General features: G+C 64.6%; 19 protein-coding genes and 1 pseudogene. 16 read left to right on the top strand and 4 right to left on the bottom strand.

From position 1 onward, the window contains the following. From gmd to A5906_RS21460, 5 genes and pseudogenes are all read left to right on the top strand, one after another. Positions 1 to 996: GDP-mannose 4,6-dehydratase (gene gmd, locus A5906_RS21480; RefSeq protein WP_080137283.1), on the top strand; the 996-nt coding region annotated here is incomplete at its 5' end. After that, a pseudogene (locus A5906_RS21475) lies at positions 977 to 1636 on the top strand (NAD-dependent epimerase/dehydratase family protein). The gene gmd and the pseudogene A5906_RS21475, both read left to right, overlap by 20 nt. 190 nt (positions 1637 to 1826) lie before the next feature. After that, positions 1827 to 2219, top strand: coding sequence for a DUF2231 domain-containing protein (locus A5906_RS21470; RefSeq protein ID WP_430642407.1), 393 nt, complete (start codon positions 1827 to 1829; stop codon positions 2217 to 2219). Further along, a complete protein-coding gene (locus tag A5906_RS21465; RefSeq protein WP_080137281.1) occupies positions 2216 to 3550 on the top strand; it encodes a PQQ-dependent sugar dehydrogenase in 1335 nt (444 codons plus the stop codon). Before A5906_RS21470 ends, A5906_RS21465 begins: the two co-directional genes overlap by 4 nt. 34 nt (positions 3551 to 3584) lie before the next feature. Beyond that, the gene (locus tag A5906_RS21460) at positions 3585 to 3788 is read left to right on the top strand and encodes a hypothetical protein (protein WP_080137280.1); all 204 of its coding nucleotides are present in this window, start codon (positions 3585 to 3587) and stop codon (positions 3786 to 3788) included. A gap of 3 nt (positions 3789 to 3791) precedes the next feature. Here the strand turns inward: A5906_RS21460 and A5906_RS21455 are convergent, their stop codons facing one another. Both A5906_RS21455 and A5906_RS21450 read right to left on the bottom strand, forming a co-directional pair. After that, positions 3792 to 4727 (bottom strand): diacylglycerol kinase catalytic domain-containing protein, encoded by a 936-nt coding sequence (locus A5906_RS21455; RefSeq protein WP_080137279.1) that lies wholly within the window; start codon positions 4725 to 4727, stop codon positions 3792 to 3794. Next, positions 4711 to 5757 carry an SPFH domain-containing protein gene (locus A5906_RS21450; RefSeq protein ID WP_080137278.1) on the bottom strand — a complete coding sequence of 349 codons (1047 nt, stop codon included), beginning with the start codon at positions 5755 to 5757 and terminating at the stop codon, positions 4711 to 4713. Before A5906_RS21450 ends, A5906_RS21455 begins: the two co-directional genes overlap by 17 nt. A gap of 98 nt (positions 5758 to 5855) precedes the next feature. Here A5906_RS21450 and A5906_RS21445 point away from each other — a divergent pair, with 98 nt between their 5' ends. The 8 genes from A5906_RS21445 (at position 5856) to A5906_RS21410 (ending at position 13857) form a co-directional block, all read left to right on the top strand. Continuing rightward, positions 5856 to 6596, top strand: a complete 741-nt coding sequence (locus tag A5906_RS21445) for an NUDIX hydrolase (RefSeq protein WP_080137325.1) — start codon at positions 5856 to 5858, stop codon at positions 6594 to 6596. Between the two features lie 415 nt (positions 6597 to 7011). Further along, positions 7012 to 8409: an MFS transporter gene (locus tag A5906_RS21440; protein WP_080137277.1), complete on the top strand. Its 1398-nt coding sequence runs from the start codon at positions 7012 to 7014 to the stop codon at positions 8407 to 8409. Positions 8410 to 8529: 120 nt separating this feature from the next. Further along, a complete protein-coding gene (locus A5906_RS21435; protein WP_080137276.1) occupies positions 8530 to 9357 on the top strand; it encodes a 3-oxoadipate:acetyl-CoA acetyltransferase in 828 nt (275 codons plus the stop codon). A 136-nt stretch (positions 9358 to 9493) separates the two neighbouring features. Beyond that, entirely contained in the window at positions 9494 to 10699 is a 1206-nt protein-coding gene (locus A5906_RS21430; protein ID WP_080137275.1) for an MFS transporter, read from the top strand. 168 nt (positions 10700 to 10867) lie between these two features. Then, positions 10868 to 12097, top strand: a complete 1230-nt coding sequence (locus A5906_RS21425; protein ID WP_080137324.1) for a CaiB/BaiF CoA transferase family protein — start codon at positions 10868 to 10870, stop codon at positions 12095 to 12097. A gap of 4 nt (positions 12098 to 12101) precedes the next feature. Continuing rightward, positions 12102 to 12977: a beta-keto acid cleavage family enzyme gene (locus tag A5906_RS21420; protein WP_080137274.1), complete on the top strand. Its 876-nt coding sequence runs from the start codon at positions 12102 to 12104 to the stop codon at positions 12975 to 12977. 175 nt (positions 12978 to 13152) lie between these two features. Further along, positions 13153 to 13368, top strand: coding sequence for a hypothetical protein (locus A5906_RS21415; RefSeq protein ID WP_063682708.1), 216 nt, complete (start codon positions 13153 to 13155; stop codon positions 13366 to 13368). Positions 13369 to 13464: 96 nt separating this feature from the next. Continuing rightward, entirely contained in the window at positions 13465 to 13857 is a 393-nt protein-coding gene (locus A5906_RS21410) for a RidA family protein (RefSeq protein ID WP_080137273.1), read from the top strand. A gap of 77 nt (positions 13858 to 13934) precedes the next feature. Here A5906_RS21410 and A5906_RS21405 read toward each other — a convergent pair whose 3' ends face one another. Beyond that, entirely contained in the window at positions 13935 to 14597 is a 663-nt protein-coding gene (locus A5906_RS21405; protein WP_080137272.1) for a TetR/AcrR family transcriptional regulator, read from the bottom strand. A 310-nt stretch (positions 14598 to 14907) separates the two neighbouring features. Here A5906_RS21405 and A5906_RS21400 point away from each other — a divergent pair, with 310 nt between their 5' ends. The 3 genes from A5906_RS21400 (at position 14908) to A5906_RS21390 (ending at position 18165) form a co-directional block, all read left to right on the top strand. Continuing rightward, entirely contained in the window at positions 14908 to 16143 is a 1236-nt protein-coding gene (locus tag A5906_RS21400; protein ID WP_080137271.1) for an acyl-CoA dehydrogenase family protein, read from the top strand. A 140-nt stretch (positions 16144 to 16283) separates the two neighbouring features. Further along, the gene (locus A5906_RS21395) at positions 16284 to 17342 is read left to right on the top strand and encodes a phosphotransferase family protein (protein WP_080137270.1); all 1059 of its coding nucleotides are present in this window, start codon (positions 16284 to 16286) and stop codon (positions 17340 to 17342) included. Between the two features lie 196 nt (positions 17343 to 17538). After that, on the top strand, positions 17539 to 18165 hold the full coding sequence (locus A5906_RS21390) for a LysE family translocator (protein WP_080137269.1): 627 nt from the start codon (positions 17539 to 17541) through the stop codon (positions 18163 to 18165). A 125-nt stretch (positions 18166 to 18290) separates the two neighbouring features. On the opposite strand, the gene argE is transcribed toward A5906_RS21390, so the two are convergent. Then, positions 18291 to 19463: an acetylornithine deacetylase gene (gene argE, locus A5906_RS21385; protein ID WP_080137268.1), complete on the bottom strand. Its 1173-nt coding sequence runs from the start codon at positions 19461 to 19463 to the stop codon at positions 18291 to 18293. Positions 19464 to 19641 lie beyond the last annotated feature (178 nt).

Raw genomic sequence — 19641 nt, 5'->3', positions numbered from 1 at the left:
CTCGGCTACATCGTGCACGGCATCAAGCGACGCTCGTCCTCATTCAACACCGGGCGCGTAGACCACCTCTATCAGGACCCGCATGTCGGCAACGTGCCGTTCCTGATGCACTATGGCGACATGACGGATTCGACCAATCTGATCCGCCTGGTGCAGCAGATCCGCCCCACCGAGATCTACAATCTCGCGGCCCAGAGCCACGTCGCGGTCAGCTTCGAGAGCCCGGAATACACCGCCAATGCCGACGCGGTCGGCGTGCTGCGCCTGCTGGAGGCGATCCGCATCCTCGGCATGGAGAAGGAGACGCGGTTCTACCAGGCCTCGACCTCCGAGCTCTACGGTCTCGTGCAGGAGATCCCGCAGAAGGAAACGACGCCGTTCTATCCGCGCTCGCCCTATGGCGTCGCAAAACTCTACGGCTACTGGATCACGGTGAACTACCGCGAAGCCTATGGCATGTTCGCCAGCAACGGCATCCTGTTCAACCACGAGAGCCCGATCCGCGGCGAGACCTTCGTCACCCGCAAGATCACCCGTGGCGTCGCCCGCATCGAGGTCGGGCTCGAGGATACGCTCTATCTCGGCAATCTCGAGGCCAAGCGCGACTGGGGCCATGCCCGGGATTACGTCGAGGGCATGCACAAGATCCTGCAGGCCGACAAGCCGGACGACTTCGTGCTCGCCACCGGCGAGATGCACTCGGTGCGCGAGATGGTCGAGCTCTCGTTCGCGCAAGTCGGCCGCCGCGTCGAATGGCGCGGCAAGGGCGTCGAGGAGACCGGCGTCGATGCCGCAAGCGGCAAGACGGTGGTGAAGATTGATCCAACCTATTTCCGCCCCACCGAGGTTGATCTGCTCGTCGGCGACGCCAGCAAGGCGCGCGACGTGCTGGGCTGGAAGCCGAAGCGGACGTTCACGGAGCTCGTCGCGGAGATGATGAGAAGTGATCTGGCCGAGGCGAAGCGGGACGCAGGCCGTGGCAAACGCACCGTTTGAGCTCAAGAGCAAAAGCGTCTACGTCGCCGGCCATCGCGGCATGGTCGGCAGCGCGCTCATGCGCCGGCTCGCGCAGGAAGACGTCAGGCTCGTCACGGCGGATCGGCGCGAGGTCGATCGGCGACCAGGCCTTCGATGCTGACAGGCCTGCTGGAGCCGACCAACGAGCCCTATGCGAACGCGAAGATCGCGGACATCAAGATGGTGGAGGCCTGTCGCAGCCAGTGCGGATGCGACTTCATCAACGTGATGCCGTCCAATCTCTATGGACCCGGCGACAATTATCATCCCGAAATGAGCCACGTCGCCGCCGCGCCGATCCGGCGCTTCCACGAGGCGAAGCTGTCGGGTGCGAAGAACGTTGTCGTCTGGGGCACCGGCACGCCGCGGCGCGAGTTCCTCTATGTGGACGACATGGCCGATGCCTGCGTGCACCTGATGAAGACCTATTCGAGTGCGGAACTGATCAACATCGGCACCGGCAAGGATGTCACTATCGTCGAGTTCGCGCGCCTCGTCGCCGACATCGTCGGCTACAGCGGCGAGATCTATTTTGATACATCGTCGGCCCGACGGCAGCCCTCGCAAGCTGCTCGAGGTCAGCCGCCTCGACAAGCTCGTCTGGCGCGCCACCACTTAGCTTCACGATGGCTTGAAGCGGGCATACGCAGCTTATCAGGCCGGCGCGCTCTGACCGCGCTGGAGTAGGAACCTTCGCCGCAACCGCGAGTTGGCCGGTCGGGTGGGGCGAAAGCCATACGAGGCCGACCGTGCAGCAAGACGTGGCCGTGCGCAGCACCGCGCAAATCGCGGGCCATCCGATTCATCCGATGCTGGTGCCGATCCCGATCGTGTGCTTCATCGGGGCGCTGCTGACCGATATCGCCTATGTCGTCAGCGCCGAGATCATGTGGGCGAATTTTTCCGCCTGGCTCCTGGTCGTCGGTGTCATCTTCGGCGTGCTGGCGGCGATTGCGGGCCTGACCGATTTCCTCGGCAACCGCCTGGTGCGGGCGCAGCCGCCGGCTTTGCCGCATCTGATCGGCAATGCCGTTGTGCTGATCCTCGCCATCCTCAATGCGCTGATCCACACGCGCGATGCCTGGACCTCGGTGTGGCCGACCGGACTCATCCTCTCGATCATCACCGTGCTGATCCTCCCCGTCACCGGCTGGCTCGGCTGGGCCATGGTGTATCGCCACGGCGTCGGAGTTGCGCGATGACATCCTCGATTGTCCGGGCGCTGGTGTGCTCGTCGCTGCTGTGTCTCGCCGCTTGCGATGACGGCAGCGGCGATCCCAGGGCGCAGATCGGTGCCAACCCTGAGCTTCCCGACATCCAGCAACATTGGCTGCCGCCGATGCACATCGCGCGGATTGTCGGCTGGAAAAAGGACGAGACGCCGACGGTTGCGCAGGGCTTGCAGGCCAAGGCCTTCGCCACGGGTCTGCAGCATCCGCGCTTCCTTTACGTGCTGCCCAACGGCGACGTGCTGGTGGTGGAATCCAAGGCGCCGACGGGCGCCCCGATCAAGCGGCCCAAGGAAATCGTGATCGGCTATGTCGAGTCCTGGGCGACGTCAGGCGGCGATACCGGCGAAAGCAACCGCATCACGCTGTTGCGCGATATTAACGGCGACGGCGTGCCCGATATGCAAAGTGTCTTTCTCGACCACCTCAACTCGCCCTTCGGTGTCGCGCTGGTCGGCAACGACCTCTACGTCGCCAACACCGATGCGATCGTCAAATATCCCTATACCGAAGGTGACACCAAGATCACCGCGCCGGGAACGGTGCTGACGCCGCTGCCGGGCGGCCCGATCGATCATCACTGGACCAAGAGCCTGGTCGCCAGCCCCGATGGCTCAAAGCTCTATGCCGGCGTCGGCTCCAACAGCAACATCACCGAGAACGGCATGGAGGCCGAGCACAATCGCGCCGCCATCCTCGAGATCGATCGCGCCAGCGGCCGCTGGCGAATCTTCGCGAGCGGCCTGCGCAATCCCAACGGTCTCAGCTTCGAGCCGCAGACCGGCACGCTGTGGACGGTGGTGAACGAGCGCGACGAGCTCGGCCCCGATCTCGTGCCGGACTACATGACCTCGGTGAAGGACGGCGGCTTCTATGGCTGGCCCTACAGTTATTACGGCCGGCACGTCGATCCCCGCGTCAAGCCGGAGCGGCCCGATCTCGTCGCCAAGGCGATCGTGCCCGACTACGCCCTGAGCTCGCATGTCGCTCCGCTCGGAATGGCTTTCTATACAGGGACCGGTCTGCCGAGCGCCTATCGCGGCGGTGCCTTCGTTGGCGAGCACGGCAGCTGGAACAGGCAGGTGCTGAACGGCTACAAGGTCGTGTTCGTGCCGTTCAGCGACGGCAAGCCGAGCGGCCCGGCGCAGGATGTCGTGACGGGCTTTCTCAACAGCGATAACCACGCGCGCGGGCGGCCCGTCGGCGTCGCCATCGACAAGACCGGTGCGCTGCTGGTCGCCGACGACAGCGGCAACACGGTGTGGCGCGTGACCGCGGCGCACCCGCAGCTCACGCAGCGATAGAATATGGGTCTTTAGAGAGCTGGAGGAGGAGACCATGGGCCTTGCCCAATACGCGATCGTGGCGGTGCAGGACGAATGGGGCGTGCTGCATGACGGCGACGTCAAGAACACCTACGCCACCAAGGAGGCTGCCTTCGAGTCGGCGGTCGCAGCGGCGTCCCTGGCCCTCCGCGAGGGCCACGAAGTCCATGTCAGCGTGCCCGGCCGCGAGGCCGGCGAGAACGCACTCGGCAGCTGACCGTCACACGATCAGCCGTCCGCGCCGCGCAGCGATCCCGATCGTAACCTCCGCGCCCGCGTTGAAATCGAGGCGGTCGGCCTCAATGCCATCGCTGAAGATCACGCCGTTGTCCCCCATCAGCGAGCGGATGCGCAGTTGCTCCATCGGTGCGAGCCGGCCGCAGACGAGACTGGTCTGTGAATGGCGGCTGGGGAAGGGCTCGCGCACGGCGAAGCGCAACTCTGCTGCGTCCCAGGCCAGGGCGTCGTAACTGGCCGGTGCCGAGGGCGGGCCGAAGCTGCCGGCGATCGCAAGCGAGCCGGTGACGATGCTCTTGAACCAGGCGGTCGAGCCGAGCCCGGTCGAGACGATCAGCCCGCTCGAGGACTGCCGCTCCGTCATCCCGCCGGTCGCGATCTCGTAGACCGCGGAGACATGCGTGCGTGCGCCGACGAACAGGTCGTTCACGGCATGCAGCACCTGGCCGTCGCTGAGGCGTGCTTCGGCCATCGTCACGGCTTGGCTGTCGCGCTTGTCGGCAGCGACCTCCGGCAGCAGCTTTGCGAGGTCACGAGGCGCGAAGGGCAGGAGGATGCCGTCATGGCGTGCGGGATCCGGATTGACTCCGATCAGCGGGTGGCCGTCGAGATATTTCATCGTGTTGGCGACGACGCCGTCCTGGCCGAGTGCGACCACGATGTCGTCGGGCGCGAAGATGAAGTTGGGCAGGAGGCCGCGCTCGATGACCTGGTAGCGCCCCCATTGCTCCAGGACCTGCAGCGCCGTGCGACGCTGCGCGTGATAGACCTCGTGCTCGCGCTCATAGTCGGAGAAGTCGGCGCCGAGATGCTCGACATAGAAGCGCGCCTGTGCCGGTGTCAGGTAACGCGCGATCAGGTCCTCCAGCCTGGTCTTGCGCGTCACCAGCACGATCTTGCGGTCATTGGCGGCGGGCACTGCCGGCCTCCGTCGGCTTCGGCTTCTCCATCAGCTGGCTGAGCAGGTCCGGAGAGACGTTGAGCTGGCCGATCTTCTCGGCCTTTTCGGCGATGCCGGAGAAGGCTTGGGCGATCAGCTGCCCCGGTTGCATGCCGGCAGCCGCGAGCGCCTGGATCACGCGGGTGTCGACGCCCTCGAAGATCTTCATCAGCGCGCCGACACGATAGGCTTCCGCGTCGGCCAGCGTCCTGGTGTTCTCGGCGTTGAGGCCGACGAAATCCTTGCGCTTGCCTTCCAGCACGATGTCCGCGGCCATGCCGGCCTGGCGCAGTTCGTTGCGCTTTGCGGTGACGCTCGCCTCGGCGTCCATCTGGGTCTCGCGGATCGACCGCTTCTTCTGCTCGACCGCGATCTCGGTGTCGAGCTCGCTTTCGCGAATGGCTCGCTCCTGCTCGACGGCGAAATTGCGCCGGGCAAAGATCGCCTCGTCGGCATTCTTCAGGATCGCCTCGCGCGCTTCGGCTTCCAGCGCCTTTGCGGTGTCGGGCGTCGGCTTGATGCCGCGAATGGACACGCCGAGGATTTCGAGGCCGAGCGAAGCGATGTCAGCGCGCGCCCTGAGACCCGCCTCAATGATACCAGCGATACGGTCGGGGGACTGCAGCGCGTCCTTCAGCGTCAGCTCCTTGACCGCCTGCTGGGCGAGCACCTCAACCGTGCCGAGGATGCGCTGCGGCAGCTTTTCGGGATCATCGGTCTCGTAGCTCTTGCCGTCGGACTTCAGGGTAAAGTCGAGCATCGAGGCCGCCTTCTTCGGCTCGTTGATGCGATAGGTGACGTGGCCCTGCACCGTCAGCGTCTGAAAGTCGCGCGCGATCTGCTGGAAGATGAAGGAGGCGTCGCGGCTGCCGATGGGCACGGCGACGAGCATGGTCACCGGCGCGTAATAGAGCGCGGAAAGCCCGGCGCCTTCAGCGACGATCGCGCCGGCACGATACTTCATCAGATAGGTGGTGGGCTGGGCCTTGATGAACCTGATGCCGAACATGGCTATCTCCGCGATGCTATAAGTTGGTCTGGGCAACTAAGTAAGTTGGACTGTACAACTAAGCATGTTACTGTCAAGGCCGAACAGCGGAGTTGGCGATGGCGGGCGAGGCGCTTGGCAAAGATATTGGCAAAGATTTTGGAAAACCTCGACAATTGGACTTTCCGCGGCCCCTGACGACGGTCGATGTCGTGATCTTTGCGATCCGGGACGACAGCCTTCGGGTGCTGCTGGTGCAACGTCCGGCGGGCGAGGGCGAGCCGTTTCCGCATGCGTGGGCGCTGCCGGGTGGCTTCGTCGATGTCGCGAAGGACCGTGATCTTGCGGCCTGCGCGGCCCGCAAGCTCAGGGAGAAGACCGGCGTCACCAGCCCTTATCTCGAGCAGCTTGGAAGCTGGGGCAGCGCGACGCGCGATCCGCGGGGCTGGTCGGCGACGCACGCCTATTTCGCGCTGATCCCGGACCAAGGGGGCGAACTCGCGTCTGATGCGCGCTGGTTTCCGCTTCCCGGAGGCAGGCTCAAGGACAAGCTCGCCTTCGACCACGGCGACATCCTTGCGACCGCGATCCAGCGCCTGCGCAACAAGGTGGAGTATACCTCGCTGCCGGCCTATCTGATGCCGGCGGAATTCACGCTGCCGGACCTGCAGCGGGTCTACGAGATCGTGCTCGACCGGCCCCTCGAGAAGAGCGCCTTCCGCACGCGGATCCTGTCGGCAGACATGATCGAGCCGGTCGCCAAGATGCGGCGCGGCCCCAACCGTCCGGCGCAACTCTACCGCCTGAAGAAGGGCAGGGCGCCCGTGTATTTCGTGCGGACGTTCAACCCGCCTGAGTGACCTCTCGCGCCGGCGTACTGGTTCGCGGCCATCCCTCGAGACGCCCGCCTNGGCGGGCCCTCAGGATGAGGGCCTGGGTTTGCGGCGAGACATCAGACCCTCATGGTGAGGCGCCCGCCAAAGCGGGCGTCTCGAACCATGCAGGCCGAGCTCATCCGGCAGCGTCCCACGGTCATATGCGATGGCCCTGCCAAGGGGAGGCAGACGCTCCGGCCCAGATAACATCATGTTAGGTTTATCGCATAACTGGGTAATTGTGTTAGCCCGGCGAAAGCCTATTGTTGGGACCAATCAGACAGCCACCGGCAATGACAAGCGCTCCGCGAAGTCCCGCAGAGCGCCTGGAGAGTGCTGTCTGATTGCGAACGAAGCCCGCTAACGGGACGTCGATAAACCCAGTGGAGGAATATCTGAGATGACCACGACTCGCGCGATCCACGACAGGAGTCAGTCCAAGAAGGCTGCTGCGAGCGGCTGGATTGGGTCGGCTCTCGAATATTATGACTTCTTCATTTACGCGACCGCCGCTTCGCTGATTTTTCCGCAAATCTTCTTCCCGTCGGAAAATCCCACCGTCGCCATCATCGCGTCGCTGGCGACCTATGGCGTCGGCTATGTGGCTCGTCCGATCGGCGCCTTCGTCCTCGGACATTGGGGCGACACCCATGGCCGCAAGACCGTGCTCATCGTCTGCATGTTCCTGATGGGCGTCTCGACCATGGCCGTTGGCCTTCTGCCGACCTATCACCAGGTCGGCATCCTGGCGCCGATCCTGCTCGTCATTCTTCGCCTTGTGCAGGGATTTGCCGTGGCCGGTGAAATCTCCGGCGCAAGCTCGATGATCCTGGAGCATGCGCCGTTCGGCCAGCGCGGCTTCTACGCGAGCTTCGCGCTTCAGGGCGTGCAGGCCGGTCAGATTCTCGCGGCAGCGGTCTTTCTGCCGCTGGCGGCCTATATGCCGACCGAAGCCTTCAACAGCTGGGGCTGGCGGATTCCCTTCCTGCTCAGCTTCTTCGTCATCGTCGCAGGTTACATCATTCGTCGCGAAGTGGACGAAACCCCTGCCTTTGCCCGCGAGGGCGAGCGGGGAGAAACGCCGCGGTCGCCCATCGTCCAGGCCATCAAGCTGAGCTGGCGCGACATGCTCAGGGTCATCTGCATGGCTCTGATGAACGTCATCCCTGTCGTTGCGACCATCTTCGGTGCGGCTTACGCGGTGCAGCCGGCCTATGGCATCGGTTTCGCCAAGGACGTCTATCTGTGGATCCCGGTCCTCGGAAACATGCTGGCCATATTCGTCATTCCCTTCGTCGGCAATCTCTCCGACAAGGTCGGCCGCAAGCCTCCGATCATCGTCGGCGCGCTGCTCTCCGGCCTGCTCGCCTTCGGCTATCTCTATGCCATCAGCATCAGGAACGTGCCGCTCGCGATCCTTCTTTCGCTGCTGATGTGGGGCGTCGTCTACCAGGGCTACAACGCGATCTTCCCGAGCTTCTACCCGGAGCTGTTTCCGACCCGCACCCGCGTCTCGGCGATGGCGATCTCGCAGAACATCGGGACGACCATCACCGCGTTGCTTCCCGCCCTGTTTGCAACCGTCGCGCCTCCCGGCTCGGCCAACATCCCCTTGACGGTCGGGGCGATCGCCTTCGGTATCACGGTCATCGCGGCGCTCGCAGCCCTCACGGCCCGGGAAACCTATCGGGTCCGCATCGACGATCTCGGTAACCCCAAGGCCGTTCCGATGCCTCTGGCCGACTATGAGCGGCAGCGTGCGGAAGCCGTGAGCAGAGCGGCGGCAGTTCAGACCTGACGGGAACGCAAGGGGCCATGCCGCTGCAAGCAATGATGTTTGCAGCGGCAGGCTCGACGCGTTACGTGATTACCCACTCGAACCTTTTGCGCGCGAGCGCGATCATCATGAGGTCAACGGATGAACCCCGTCGTCGTTGCTGTCGCTATCACCGGTTCTGTTCCGCGCAAGAAGGACAACCCGGCGGTGCCGATCCTGCCGTCCGAACAGATCGAGTCGACCCGCCAGGCCTTCGAGGCCGGCGCCACGCTTGCCCATATCCATGTTCGCAACGATGACGAGACGCCGTCGTCGGATCCGGAGCGCTTTGCCCTGGTCCAGGAGGGCATCAGGATACATTGCCCGGGGATGATCGTTCAATTCTCGACCGGCGGGCGAGGGCGCGATCCCTCGGCGCGCGGCTCCTCGCTCTATCTCAAGCCGGACATGGCCTCGCTCTCCACGGGATCGGCGAACTTTCCGACCATCGTCTACGAGAACAGCGCCGCCCTGGTCGAGACGCTCGCGACCGGCATGAAGGCGGGACACATCCGGCCGGAAATCGAGATCTTCGATCTGTCGCACCTGCATGGCGCCCGTCGCCTGATCGAGGCGGGGCTGATCGACCAGCGTCCGCATGTGCAGTTCGTCATGGGCGTCAAGAATGCGATGCCGGCCGACGAGCACGTCCTCGACATCCTGCTCGGCGAGTTGAAGCGGCTGATCCCGAAGGCGACGTGGACGGCGGCCGGGATCGGGCGCCATCAAGCCGAGGTCATGGGCTGGGCGCTCGCGCGGGGCGCCGATGCGGTTCGCACCGGGCTCGAGGACAATATCAGGATCGACAAGACGCGCCTGGCCGCCAGCAACGCGGAGCTCGTGACCCTCGCCTGTGAGGCTGTCACGCGCCACGGCCGGCGCGTTGCCACCGCCGCCGAGGCCCGATCCCTGCTCGGGCTCGCGGGATAGGGCTGCTGCCTGCTCCTGACATGCTCGCGGCTGCCTTCTGCCATTCGGCGGCCGGCGTTCCCGTGCGCGGAGTCTCCGGGTAAGAGAGCAGGAGACTCAGGCGTGATCGGCGCCTGCCGGGCAGGCGACGTTTGGAATGCGGTTCTTGAAATCTAACGGCAGGCTCGTCGGAGTCCTGCTGGTGCTTGCGATCACCCAGCTCATTGGATGGGGCACGATCAGCCTTCCGCCCATCATCGGCCGCGACCTTGCGGCCGATCTCGGCATGAGCCTGCCCATGGTGTTTGCGGGCACCTCGACGCTTTATGTCACGATGGGGCTGTGCGCGCCCTGGCTCGCCAATGCGTTCGCACGCCATGGGGCACGCAAGGTGATGATGGTCGGCACGGTCGTCAGCGTGCCCGGATTCGTGCTTCTGTCCTTCGCGCGTGACCCCGTCCTCTATTTCGCCGCCTGGATCGTCTTTGGTGTGGCCGGCAGCGCCACGCTCTCGACCGGTTCCTATATCATGCTGAACGAGATCGCCGGGCGGCAGGCCAAGAGCGCGATCGGCGCGCTCATGCTGGTGACGGGGCTTTCGAGCAGCATCTTCTGGCCCGCCACATCGTTCCTGAACGGTCTCGTCGGCTGGCGCTGGACGTGCCTCGTCTATGCCGCCATGCTGATCGTGGTCTCCCTCCCGCTCTATGCGTTGGCCGCGCCGCGCCGGAGCGTCGCGAAGGACGAGGGCCCGGCGCTGGCAAAGCACGTGGAAGCGCCGCCGGTTGCGCGCAGCACGTTCGGCCTCGTCGTCTCCGCGATCACCCTCAATGCCTTCGTCAATTTCGGCCTCGGCGCCGTGTTCATCGAACTGCTGCGGGCAGAGGGGCTGGCGCCGGCCCAAGCGGTCGCCTTCGGCTCGATGCTCGGCGTCATCCAGGTCAGTGCCCGTGGGCTCGACTTCCTCGGCGGCGCCCGGTGGGACGGCATCACGACCGGGCTCGTTGCCGGCACGGCGCTGCCCGTGGCCATGCTGCTCTTGATGCTGAGCGAGGGCGCGACCTGGGCGGTCGCGATCTTCATCCTGCTCTATGGTGCCGGCAGCGGCGCCATGGCGGTGGCGCGGGCGACCATCCCGCTGGTGTTCTACGACCAGGCCGAGTTCACCAAGGCGATGTCGATGATTGCATTGCCGCTCAATCTCGCTTCCGCGCTGTCTCCGCCGCTGCTGGCCGGCCTGCTCACCCAGTTCGGCAGCCGCAGTGCGCTCGGTCTCACCTTCGTCTGCTCCTGCGCGACGGTGCTGATCCTGGTCCTTCTCGGCCGGCGCAGGCCGCAGGTCGCTGCTTCGGCCACGACCTGACGCTATATTCGCGGCGCGGAAATTCGCTCCGAGGCCGCCGCTGCTGCCGGGGCAGGGATGGCCGTATGCCCGGAGCGCAGTGCTCGGGGAACGAAAATGGTGTATCCGCAGGGAGCGCGGCCTGGCTGCAGCCGCCGCGCCAACACCAGTTCCCCGGAGGAAACCGACATGTCGGCCTTGCCGCTCTCAGGCATCAAGATCCTTGACCTCACGCGCGTTCTCGCCGGGCCCTTGTCGGCCCAGATGCTGGGCGATCTCGGGGCGGAGGTCATCAAGATCGAGCGGCCGGGCACCGGCGACGACGCGCGCGCCTTCGGCCCGCCTTACCTGAGCGATCCCGAGGGCAAGGCAAACAACAACAACTCGTTCTATCTCTGCGCCAACCGCAACAAGAAGTCGGTCACGGTCAACATCGCCAAGCCCGAGGGGCAGGCGATCATCCGCGAGCTCGCCAAGGACGTCGACGTCTTCATGGAGAACTACAAGGTCGGCGATCTCAAGCGCTACGGCCTCGACTACGAGACGATCAAGGCGATCAACCCCGGCATCATCTATTGCTCGGTGACCGGCTTCGGCCAGACCGGCCCCTACGCGCCGCGCGCCGGCTATGACGCCATCCTGCAGGCGATGGGCGGGCTGATGAGCGTCACCGGCCATATCGACGGCGAGCCGGGCGAGGGCCCGATGAAGGTCGGTCCCTCCATCGTCGACTACATGACCGGCATGAATTCCTCGATCGGGATTCTCTCGGCGCTCTACCATCGCGATGCCAATGGCGGGCAGGGACAGCACATCGACGTCTGCCTGTTCGACACCGTGATCGCATCGCTGTCGCACTGGCTGCAGATCTACCTCGTCAACGGCAAGACGCCGCCGCGCCGCGGCACCTGGGGCAATGGCGGCATGCCGGCCGGCGTATTCCGCTGCACCGACGGCGAATTGATGCTGGTGGTCGGCAATGACGGCCAGTTCCAGCGCACCTGCGCCGTGCTCGGCGAGCCCGAGCTCGCCAACGACAAGCGCTTCATCAAGAACAACGATCGCGTCGTGCACGGCAAGGAGATCATGGCGATCTTCGCCGGCTTGTTTCTCAAGAAGCCGGTGGCCTACTGGCTGGACAAGCTGGAGGAGGCCGGCGTGCCCTCGGGGCCGATCAACAATTTCGAGCAGGTGTTTTCCGATCCGCACGTCCAGTCGCGCGGCATGCGGGTCAAGACCGCGCACAAGTTCGAGCCGGAGCTGTCCCTGATCCGCAACGCCCTGACCTTCTCGGAGACCCCGGTGAAGGACTACCGCGCGCCGCCGCTGCTGGGCGAGCACACGCAGGAGATCCTCGGCGGCAAGCTCGGCTATGATGCGGGCAAGATCGAGGAGCTGAAGAAGCAGGGGATCATCTGATCTCATGACCGGCAAAACCATCATCACCTGCGCCATCACGGGCAATCTCACAAAACCCGAGCAGTCGCCGTATCTGCCGATCACGCCCGAGCAGATCGCCACGTCCGCGCTGGAGGCCGCTGAAGCCGGCGCTGCCATCGCCCACATCCATGTGCGCGATCCCAAGACCGGCCGTCCCTCGATGGAGAACGATCTCTACCGCGAGGTGGTCGAAAAAATCCGCGCCCGCAACAAGAGCCTCGTCATCAATCTGACCACCGGTCCCGGCGGACGTTTTGTGCCGTCGCACGAAGACCCCCGCATCGCCGGCCCGGGCACCACGCTGCTGCCGCCCGAAAAGCGCGTCGAGCATATCGAGCTGCTCAAGCCCGACATCTGCACGCTCGACCTCAACACCATGAATTCCGGCGGCGAGGTCGTGATCAACACGCCGCGCAACGTCCGCATCATGGCCGAGCGGATGAAGGCGGCCGGCGTGCTGCCGGAGATCGAGCTGTTCGATTCCGGCGACTGCCATCTGGCGCGCGACCTGTTCGCCGACGGCACGCTGAAGGGGCCGGGCCTGTTCTCGCTCGTGCTCGGGGTCAAATACGGCTTCTCGGCGACGCCGGAGACGATGTTCTATGCCCGTAGCCTGCTGCCGCCGGGCGCGATCTGGTCCGGCTTCGGCATCGGCCGCGCCGAGTTCCCGATGGTGGCGCAGGCGTACCTGCTCGGCGGCCACGTTCGCGTCGGCATGGAGGACAATCTCTACATGTCAAAAGGCGTGCTGGCGAAGACCAATGCCGAGCTGGTCGCGCATGCGGCAGGCATCCTGAAAAGCCTGGGTGCAACTGTTGCCACGGCGCAAGATGCGCGCGCGTTGCTGGGGCTGGCGTAGCACTGCGACGTCACCGGATCGCTAACCATAGACTGGTGACGACAACGTGGCGCTCCCGCGGCCTTGCGTGGGGCTTGCGCGCAATCCCCAGATAATCCCAGACCGTAGTCGCACAGGCTTCCCCTCTGCGCGCGACTCTGATTCGATCTCTTAACTTGAGCGCGGGAGGGAACGAATGTCCTACACCATCGGGTTTCAGTCCAAGAACCAGAAGTCCATTCTGGCGACTGAGGCGGCAACCGCCAATCAGGCCGTTGCCATCATTGCCGCGCTGCGGCAAAGCGCCGACGAAATAAAGTTCATCCGCTCGCCGCAGGAAGGCGAGATGGGCATCGAGATGCTGCTGCTGCTCGCCAAGGAAGAGGCCGAGGAGATGCCGCAGCGGGCCTGATCCCGCCGCCACCACAGTTCGACCAGAAGCGAAGCATGCCGGCGGCAGAATAATGTAGCAAGGCGTCAGTCTCGCTCGAACCGAAGGTGGCCGCCCATGAAACGCGAAGCGCTCCGCGTCGAACCGATCTCGTCGTTTCTCGACCGCTGGAAAGCGCCGACCTCGCCGGTCACGCGCGCGGGCAACATGATCTTCGTCGCCGGCCTGCCGCCGTTCGACCCCGAGACCGGCGAGATCGCGTCTGCCCCGATCGAGCGCCAGAGCGAGCTCATCATGGAGCAGATGAAGCTGTGCCTCGAGACGGCCGGCGCCTCGCTCGACAACGTCATGAAGTGCAACGTCTACTGCACCTCGACCAAACACTTTGTTGCGTTCAACGCGGTCTATGCGCGCTATTTCCCGCATGACCCGCCGGCGCGGATCTTCGTCTGCACGCCGGAATGGTTCGCCCCGTTCGACGTCGAGATCGATTGCATCGCGATGATGTGAGGTGAATGGCGCCTGCTTCACCTCTCCCCATAAGAACGGGGCGAGGGAGCGCAGCGCCGGTGTGGCTATGTTTTCGACTACCGCGCCGCCACCTTTGACGGCGCCTTCGCCTCCACCCGCCCCGCCGTCAGCGCCATCGTCGCGACGCTGACGACGCGTGCGACGACGTCCTCGACGTCGTCGAGGTCGCATTTGCCTTCCGACAGTTTTGTCAGGCGCTCGCTCTCGCGAATGGTGTGGTGCGCCATGGCGAGCGCGAAGTTGAGGCCCCAATAGATATCGACGTCGCTGCGGTTGGGCAGGGACCTGCGCATCGCGCCGGCGAATTTGCGCAAATGGTCGATCTCGCGGTTCTTGATGCGGCGGATCGGCGGCACGGATTCGATCGAGGCGCGGATCATGAAGCGCGCCGCGGTCGAGCGCTGGTTCTCCGGTCCGAGGCAACCCCGCAAGGTCGGCCCCACCAGGGCCCGCAGGATCACCTCGATCGGCGCGCGGCCGCCGCCTTGCTCTTCCGCCGCCTTCAACTCGCGCAGACGCTCGCGGTTGGTGGCGATCGAGCGGGTGACGAACAACTCCGCGATCAGCTCGTCCTTGGAGCCGAAATGATAGTTCACCGCGGCGAGGTTGACGCCGGCCTCCGCGACGATGTCGCGCAACGTCACGTCGCCGAAGCCGCGGTCGGCGTAGAGCCGTTCGGCGGCGGCGAGAATGGCAGACCTCGTATGATCGCTGGCCATGGCTCTTGTCCCGTCATTCCGGGGCGCGCGATGCGCGAACCCGGAATCTCGCACCACATTTCGGGATTCCGGGTTCAGCCCTGCGGGCTGCTCCGGAATAACGTCGGGAGCGAGGGAGTTGCAATTCAAACAGTTGTATGAAACTATCGTTTGAAGGCCGGGAAAAGTCAATCCGCAATGGGGACTCGTTCGCAACTGCGCTGGGTTCCGAAACGTCCGCAAAGCCAGCGCATTCGCGCTTGCGGGCCGCGCGGGGCGGGAGGACAGTCCGGCGCAAAACGACCAGCGAGAGAGAAACGAGGAGCGTCCCATGGATTTCGATCTGTCCCCCAAGCAGAAGGAATGGCTCGACCGCGTGCGGTCCTTCATGGCCAAGCACGTGCGCCCGGCGGTGCCTGTCTATGACGAGCAGGATCGCAGCGGCGAGCGCTGGAAGGTCATCCCGGTGCTGGAGGACCTCAAGAAGAAGGCGAAGGCCGAAGGCCTCTGGAACATGTTCATGCCGCCGAACGAGCATGAAGATGATGAATTCCGCGGCGCGGGATTGACCAATCTCGAATACGCGCTGCTGTCGGAAGAGATGGGCCGCATCACCTGGGCTTCCGAAGTGTTCAACTGTTCCGCGCCCGACACCGGCAACATGGAGGTGTTCATGCGCTACGGCACCAAGGAGCAGAAGCGCAAATGGCTGCGTCCGCTGATGGACGGCGAGATCCGCTCGGCCTTCCTGATGACGGAACCCGCGGTCGCATCGTCCGATGCCACCAACATCGAGACCCGGATCGTGAAGGACGGCGATCACTACGTCATCAACGGCCGCAAATGGTGGTCGTCCGGCGTCGGCGATCCCCGCTGCAAGATCGCGATCCTGATGGGCAAGACCGACCCTTCGGCCGCCAAGCACCAGCAGCAGTCGCAGATCCTGGTTCCGCTCGACACGCCCGGCATCAAGGTCGAGAAGATGCTGCCCGTGTTCGGCTTCGACGACGCCCCGCACGGCCATGCGCAGGTGCTGCTCGAGAACGTGCGGGTGCCGAAGGAGAACATCCTGCTCGGCGAGGGCCGCGGCTTCGAGATCGCGCAGGGCCGCCTCGGGCCGGGCCGCATCCACCACTGCATGCGCACCATCGGCAAGGCCGAGGAGGCGCTGGAGAAGATGGTGAAGCGGCTCGCCTCGCGCACCGCCTTCGGCAAGAAGATCATCGAGCACAGTGTGTGGGAGCAGCGCATCGGCGAGGCGCGCACCGACATCGAGATGAACCGCCTGTTGTGCCTCAAGGCCGCCGACATGATGGACAAGGTCGGCAACAAGACCGCGCAGCTCGAGATCGCCATGATCAAGGTCGCCGGTCCCAACATGGCCTTGAAGATCATCGATCAGGCGATCCAGGCCTTTGGCGGTGCCGGCGTTTCGGACGAGGCGGGCCTTGCCAAGGACTACGCCCACATCCGCACGCTCCGTCTCGCCGACGGTCCGGACGAGGTGCACAACCGCGCCATTGCCAGACTTGAACTTCGGAAGTATGCAAACTCTCCCGGTCGTTAAGAGGGAGAGCCGGGAGGCGCTCCCGATCTGAAGAAAAGACAGGGCATGATTGGGTGACCGCTTGACGCAAGTGCGTCAGCGGTTACCGATTAGGATCATGCTCGACCTGAAAAGGTCAGGACTGAAGAGGGAGCGCCACCGTGGCTGACGGCGTCAGGAAAGACGAGGAGTTCTCGGGCACCAAGCCGGTCGAGGAGCGGCATCGTTTCGACGAGCTGCGTCTCGAGGCGTGGATGCGCGACAATGTCGAAGGTTATGAAGGCCCGCTGGTCGTGCTCCAGTTCAAGGGCGGCCAGTCCAATCCGACCTACCGCCTCAACACGCCGAAGCGCTCCTACGTGATGCGCCGCAAGCCATTCGGCAAGCTGCTGCCGTCGGCGCATGCGGTCGATCGCGAGTATCGCGTCATCGCGGCGCTTGGAAAGCAGGGCTTTCCGGTCGCGCACGCCTATGCGCTGTGCCAGGACGACAGCGTCATAGGCGCTGCCTTCTACATCATGTCGATGGAGGAGGGCCGCGTGTTCTGGGATCCGACGCTGCCGAGCCAGGAGCCGGATTCGCGGCGCAAGATCTTCACCAGCAAGATCGAGACGCTGGCGAAACTCCATATGTTCGACCCTGTCGCGATCGGCCTCGGCGACTTCGGCAAGCCCGGCAATTATTTCGCGCGGCAGATCGACCGCTGGACCAAGCAGTACCGCGCGTCCGAGACCCAGCACATTCCCGAGTTCGAGAAGGTCGCCGAATGGCTGCCCAAGACCGTGCCCGAACAGGCGCGCGTCTCGATCGTCCATGGCGACTATCGCCTCGACAACATGATTTTCCACGCGACGGAACCGCGCGTGCAGGCCGTGCTGGACTGGGAGCTGTCGACGCTCGGCGATCCCATGGCCGACTTCACCTATCTTCTGATGCAGTGGATCATGCCGGGCCTGCAGGGCGTCGACCTCAAGGCGCTCAACATCCCGAGCCTGGAGGAGGCGGCGCAGATCTACTGCAACGTCACCAAGATGAGCGTCCCGGACCTCAACTGGTATTTCTCCTACAATCTGTTCCGCCTCGCGGGCATCACGCAAGGTATCGCCGGCCGCATCCGCGACGGCACCGCCGCCAACGCCAAGGCACTGGAGTCAGCCAAGCGCACCGTGCCGCTGTCGCAGGCATCGTGGGAATACGCGCAGAAGGCGGGCGCGGTGTAGCACTTGCAAAGGCGCGGCTGGTGGCCGCGCCTTTTTGATTTGGTGCGTCGCTGCCCCCGCGCTCCGTCATTGCGAGCGCAGCGAAGCAATCCGGAATCTTTCCACGGGAGTAGTCTGGATTGCTTCGTCGCTACGCTCCTCGCAATGACGGGAGGTGGGTAGCGAGCCCATCATCTGTTCACGTGGAGTCGGACGCATGATCGACCAGACCACCCTCATCACCTACATTCTCATTGTCCTTGGTTTTGTCTTTATTCCGGGCCCGGCGACGCTGCTCACCATGGCGCGGGCGGCGAGCTCGGGAACGAAGGTCGGCATCGCGACGGGGGCGGGGATTGCGGCTGGTGACTTGATCCACACCTGCATGGCCATCGTCGGGCTTTCGGCGATCATCGCGACATCCGCGCTGCTCTTCAGCGTCGTCAAATATGCGGGCGCTGCGTTCCTGATCTATCTCGGCATTCGCGCCATGCTCGACAAGACGTCCGTCGAGCTGAAGGGCGGCGCGCCCGCGATCGGCGCGGGCCGCGCTTTCCGGCAGGCCGTGCTGACCGAAGTGCTCAATCCCAAGACAGCGCTGTTCTTCCTCGCCTTCCTGCCGCAATTCGTGCGGCCGGAGCACGGTGCGATCGCAGTTCAGCTTGCAATCCTCGGCACCGTCTTCGTGCTGCTCGGCCTCGTCAGCACCGTCGTGTTCGCCATAGGCGCCGGCCGTCTCGGCGACCTTCTTCGCAGGCATCCCGCAGTGGTGAAGTGGCAGGGCAAGGTGGTCGGGACCGTCTACTGCGCCGTCGGCGTGCGACTGGCGCTGCAGGAACGCTGAGTGTCAGCGGGGCTGCGCGATGTTTCGGCATGCTCCGTCATTGCGAGCGTAGCGAAGCAATCCAGTATCTTTCCGCGGCGGCAGTCTGGATTGCTTCGCTGCGCTCGCAATGACGAGGAAGCGCCTCAGGCCTTCGCACAATGCGCGATCAGCCTCTCCACAAACCCCGCACACTTCTCCAGCTCGGCCATTTCCACGAACTCGTCAGGCGTATGCGCCTGCGCGATCGCGCCGGGGCCGATCACCACGGAGGGGATGTCGGCGATGCTGGCAAACAGGCTCGCCTCGGTGCCGAAGGCGACCTTGGCGTGATCGTTGCGCCCGGCAAGGCTCTTGGCCAGCGTGACGATGGCGGCGTCGGCGGCGGTGTCGAGGGCGGGATAGTCGAGGATTTCCTCGAAATCGATCCCGCAATCCGGATGTCTGGCCTTCATCGCCGGCTCGATCTCGGCCTTGGCCCAGGCGACGATCGCATCCGTGACCTCGCGCGACTCGGTGATGCCGATGCCGCGGCATTCGAACTCCACCGTGCAGGTATCAGGCACGATGTTGAGCGCGGCGCCGCCATGCACGATGCTCGTGAGCAGCGTCGAATGCGGAACGTCGTAGAGGCTGTCGTTTGACCGCACGGCCGCAAGCTTCCCGGCGCGGCGGCGGATTTCGGCGATGAGATCGGCCGCGTATTCGATCGCGTTGACGCCGTCGGGTGCGATCGAAGAGTGGCGGGCGAGCCCGTGGAACGTCGCGCGCACGCCGTGCTTGCCCTTGTGGCCGATGATGACCTGCATCTGGGTCGGCTCGCCGATGAAGGCGCCGAGTGGCCTGACCGTCTTCTTCGCAACCTCGCGCAGCATCGGCCGCACGCCGACGCAACCGATCTCTTCGTCATAGGAGATCGCCAGATGAATCGGCGTTGCGAGCTTGGCCTCCACCATCTCCGGCACCATCGCGAGGCACACCGCGACAAAGCCCTTCATGTCGGTGGTGCCGCGGCCATAGAGCTTGCCGTCGCGCTCGATGAGCTTGAACGGATCATGGCTCCAGTCCTGGCCCACGACGGGTACAACGTCAGTATGGCCCGACAGCACGAAGCCCGGCAGGTCCTGCGGCCCGATCGTGACCCAGAGCGAAGCCTTCTGGCCCGTATCGTCGGTGATGCGCTCGCCCCTGATGCCGAACGAGGCGAGATAGCTCTCGATATGGGCAATCAGCGGAAGGTTGGTGCGGTCGCTGATGGTGTCGAAGCCGACCAGGTCGGCGAGGAGTTTTCGGATGCGATCGGGTCTTGAGCTCGGCATTGTCTTCTTGTCTGGGAATTGGAGAGGCTGAGTTGCCTGCAGGAACCATACCAAGCTGGCGGCCGGTCGCGCAAATCACCATGAGAACTTCGTATTAGGTTCTGTCGTGCAACCCGGCCCAAGGAAGAGGGGCGTATCGCGATCGTCACGAACGCGGGCCGGGCGGCGGTGGACGCGG

The organism is Bradyrhizobium sacchari, from assembly GCF_002068095.1.
Lineage (GTDB): Bacteria > Pseudomonadota > Alphaproteobacteria > Rhizobiales > Xanthobacteraceae > Bradyrhizobium > Bradyrhizobium sacchari.
The sequence above is the reverse complement of the archived record's forward strand: the minus strand, read 5'-3'. Positions and strand labels throughout refer to the sequence as shown.

What these genes read in the sequence shown, in the direction of transcription:
- A5906_RS21415 (WP_063682708.1), top strand. Translation starts at nt 13,153, where the DNA reads ATGTCCTACACCATCGGGTTTCAGTCCAAGAACCAGAAGTCCATTCTG.
- A5906_RS21435 (WP_080137276.1), top strand. Translation starts at nt 8,530, where the DNA reads ATGAACCCCGTCGTCGTTGCTGTCGCTATCACCGGTTCTGTTCCGCGC.
- A5906_RS21410 (WP_080137273.1), top strand. Translation starts at nt 13,465, where the DNA reads ATGAAACGCGAAGCGCTCCGCGTCGAACCGATCTCGTCGTTTCTCGAC.
- argE (WP_080137268.1), bottom strand. Translation starts at nt 19,463, where the DNA reads ATGCCGAGCTCAAGACCCGATCGCATCCGAAAACTCCTCGCCGACCTG.
- A5906_RS21400 (WP_080137271.1), top strand. Translation starts at nt 14,908, where the DNA reads ATGGATTTCGATCTGTCCCCCAAGCAGAAGGAATGGCTCGACCGCGTG.
- A5906_RS21470 (WP_430642407.1), top strand. Translation starts at nt 1,827, where the DNA reads ATGCTGGTGCCGATCCCGATCGTGTGCTTCATCGGGGCGCTGCTGACC.
- A5906_RS21390 (WP_080137269.1), top strand. Translation starts at nt 17,539, where the DNA reads ATGATCGACCAGACCACCCTCATCACCTACATTCTCATTGTCCTTGGT.
- A5906_RS21460 (WP_080137280.1), top strand. Translation starts at nt 3,585, where the DNA reads ATGGGCCTTGCCCAATACGCGATCGTGGCGGTGCAGGACGAATGGGGC.
- A5906_RS21405 (WP_080137272.1), bottom strand. Translation starts at nt 14,597, where the DNA reads ATGGCCAGCGATCATACGAGGTCTGCCATTCTCGCCGCCGCCGAACGG.
- A5906_RS21420 (WP_080137274.1), top strand. Translation starts at nt 12,102, where the DNA reads ATGACCGGCAAAACCATCATCACCTGCGCCATCACGGGCAATCTCACA.
- A5906_RS21465 (WP_080137281.1), top strand. Translation starts at nt 2,216, where the DNA reads ATGACATCCTCGATTGTCCGGGCGCTGGTGTGCTCGTCGCTGCTGTGT.
- A5906_RS21430 (WP_080137275.1), top strand. Translation starts at nt 9,494, where the DNA reads ATGCGGTTCTTGAAATCTAACGGCAGGCTCGTCGGAGTCCTGCTGGTG.
- A5906_RS21445 (WP_080137325.1), top strand. Translation starts at nt 5,856, where the DNA reads ATGGCGGGCGAGGCGCTTGGCAAAGATATTGGCAAAGATTTTGGAAAA.
- A5906_RS21440 (WP_080137277.1), top strand. Translation starts at nt 7,012, where the DNA reads ATGACCACGACTCGCGCGATCCACGACAGGAGTCAGTCCAAGAAGGCT.
- A5906_RS21450 (WP_080137278.1), bottom strand. Translation starts at nt 5,757, where the DNA reads ATGTTCGGCATCAGGTTCATCAAGGCCCAGCCCACCACCTATCTGATG.
- A5906_RS21425 (WP_080137324.1), top strand. Translation starts at nt 10,868, where the DNA reads ATGTCGGCCTTGCCGCTCTCAGGCATCAAGATCCTTGACCTCACGCGC.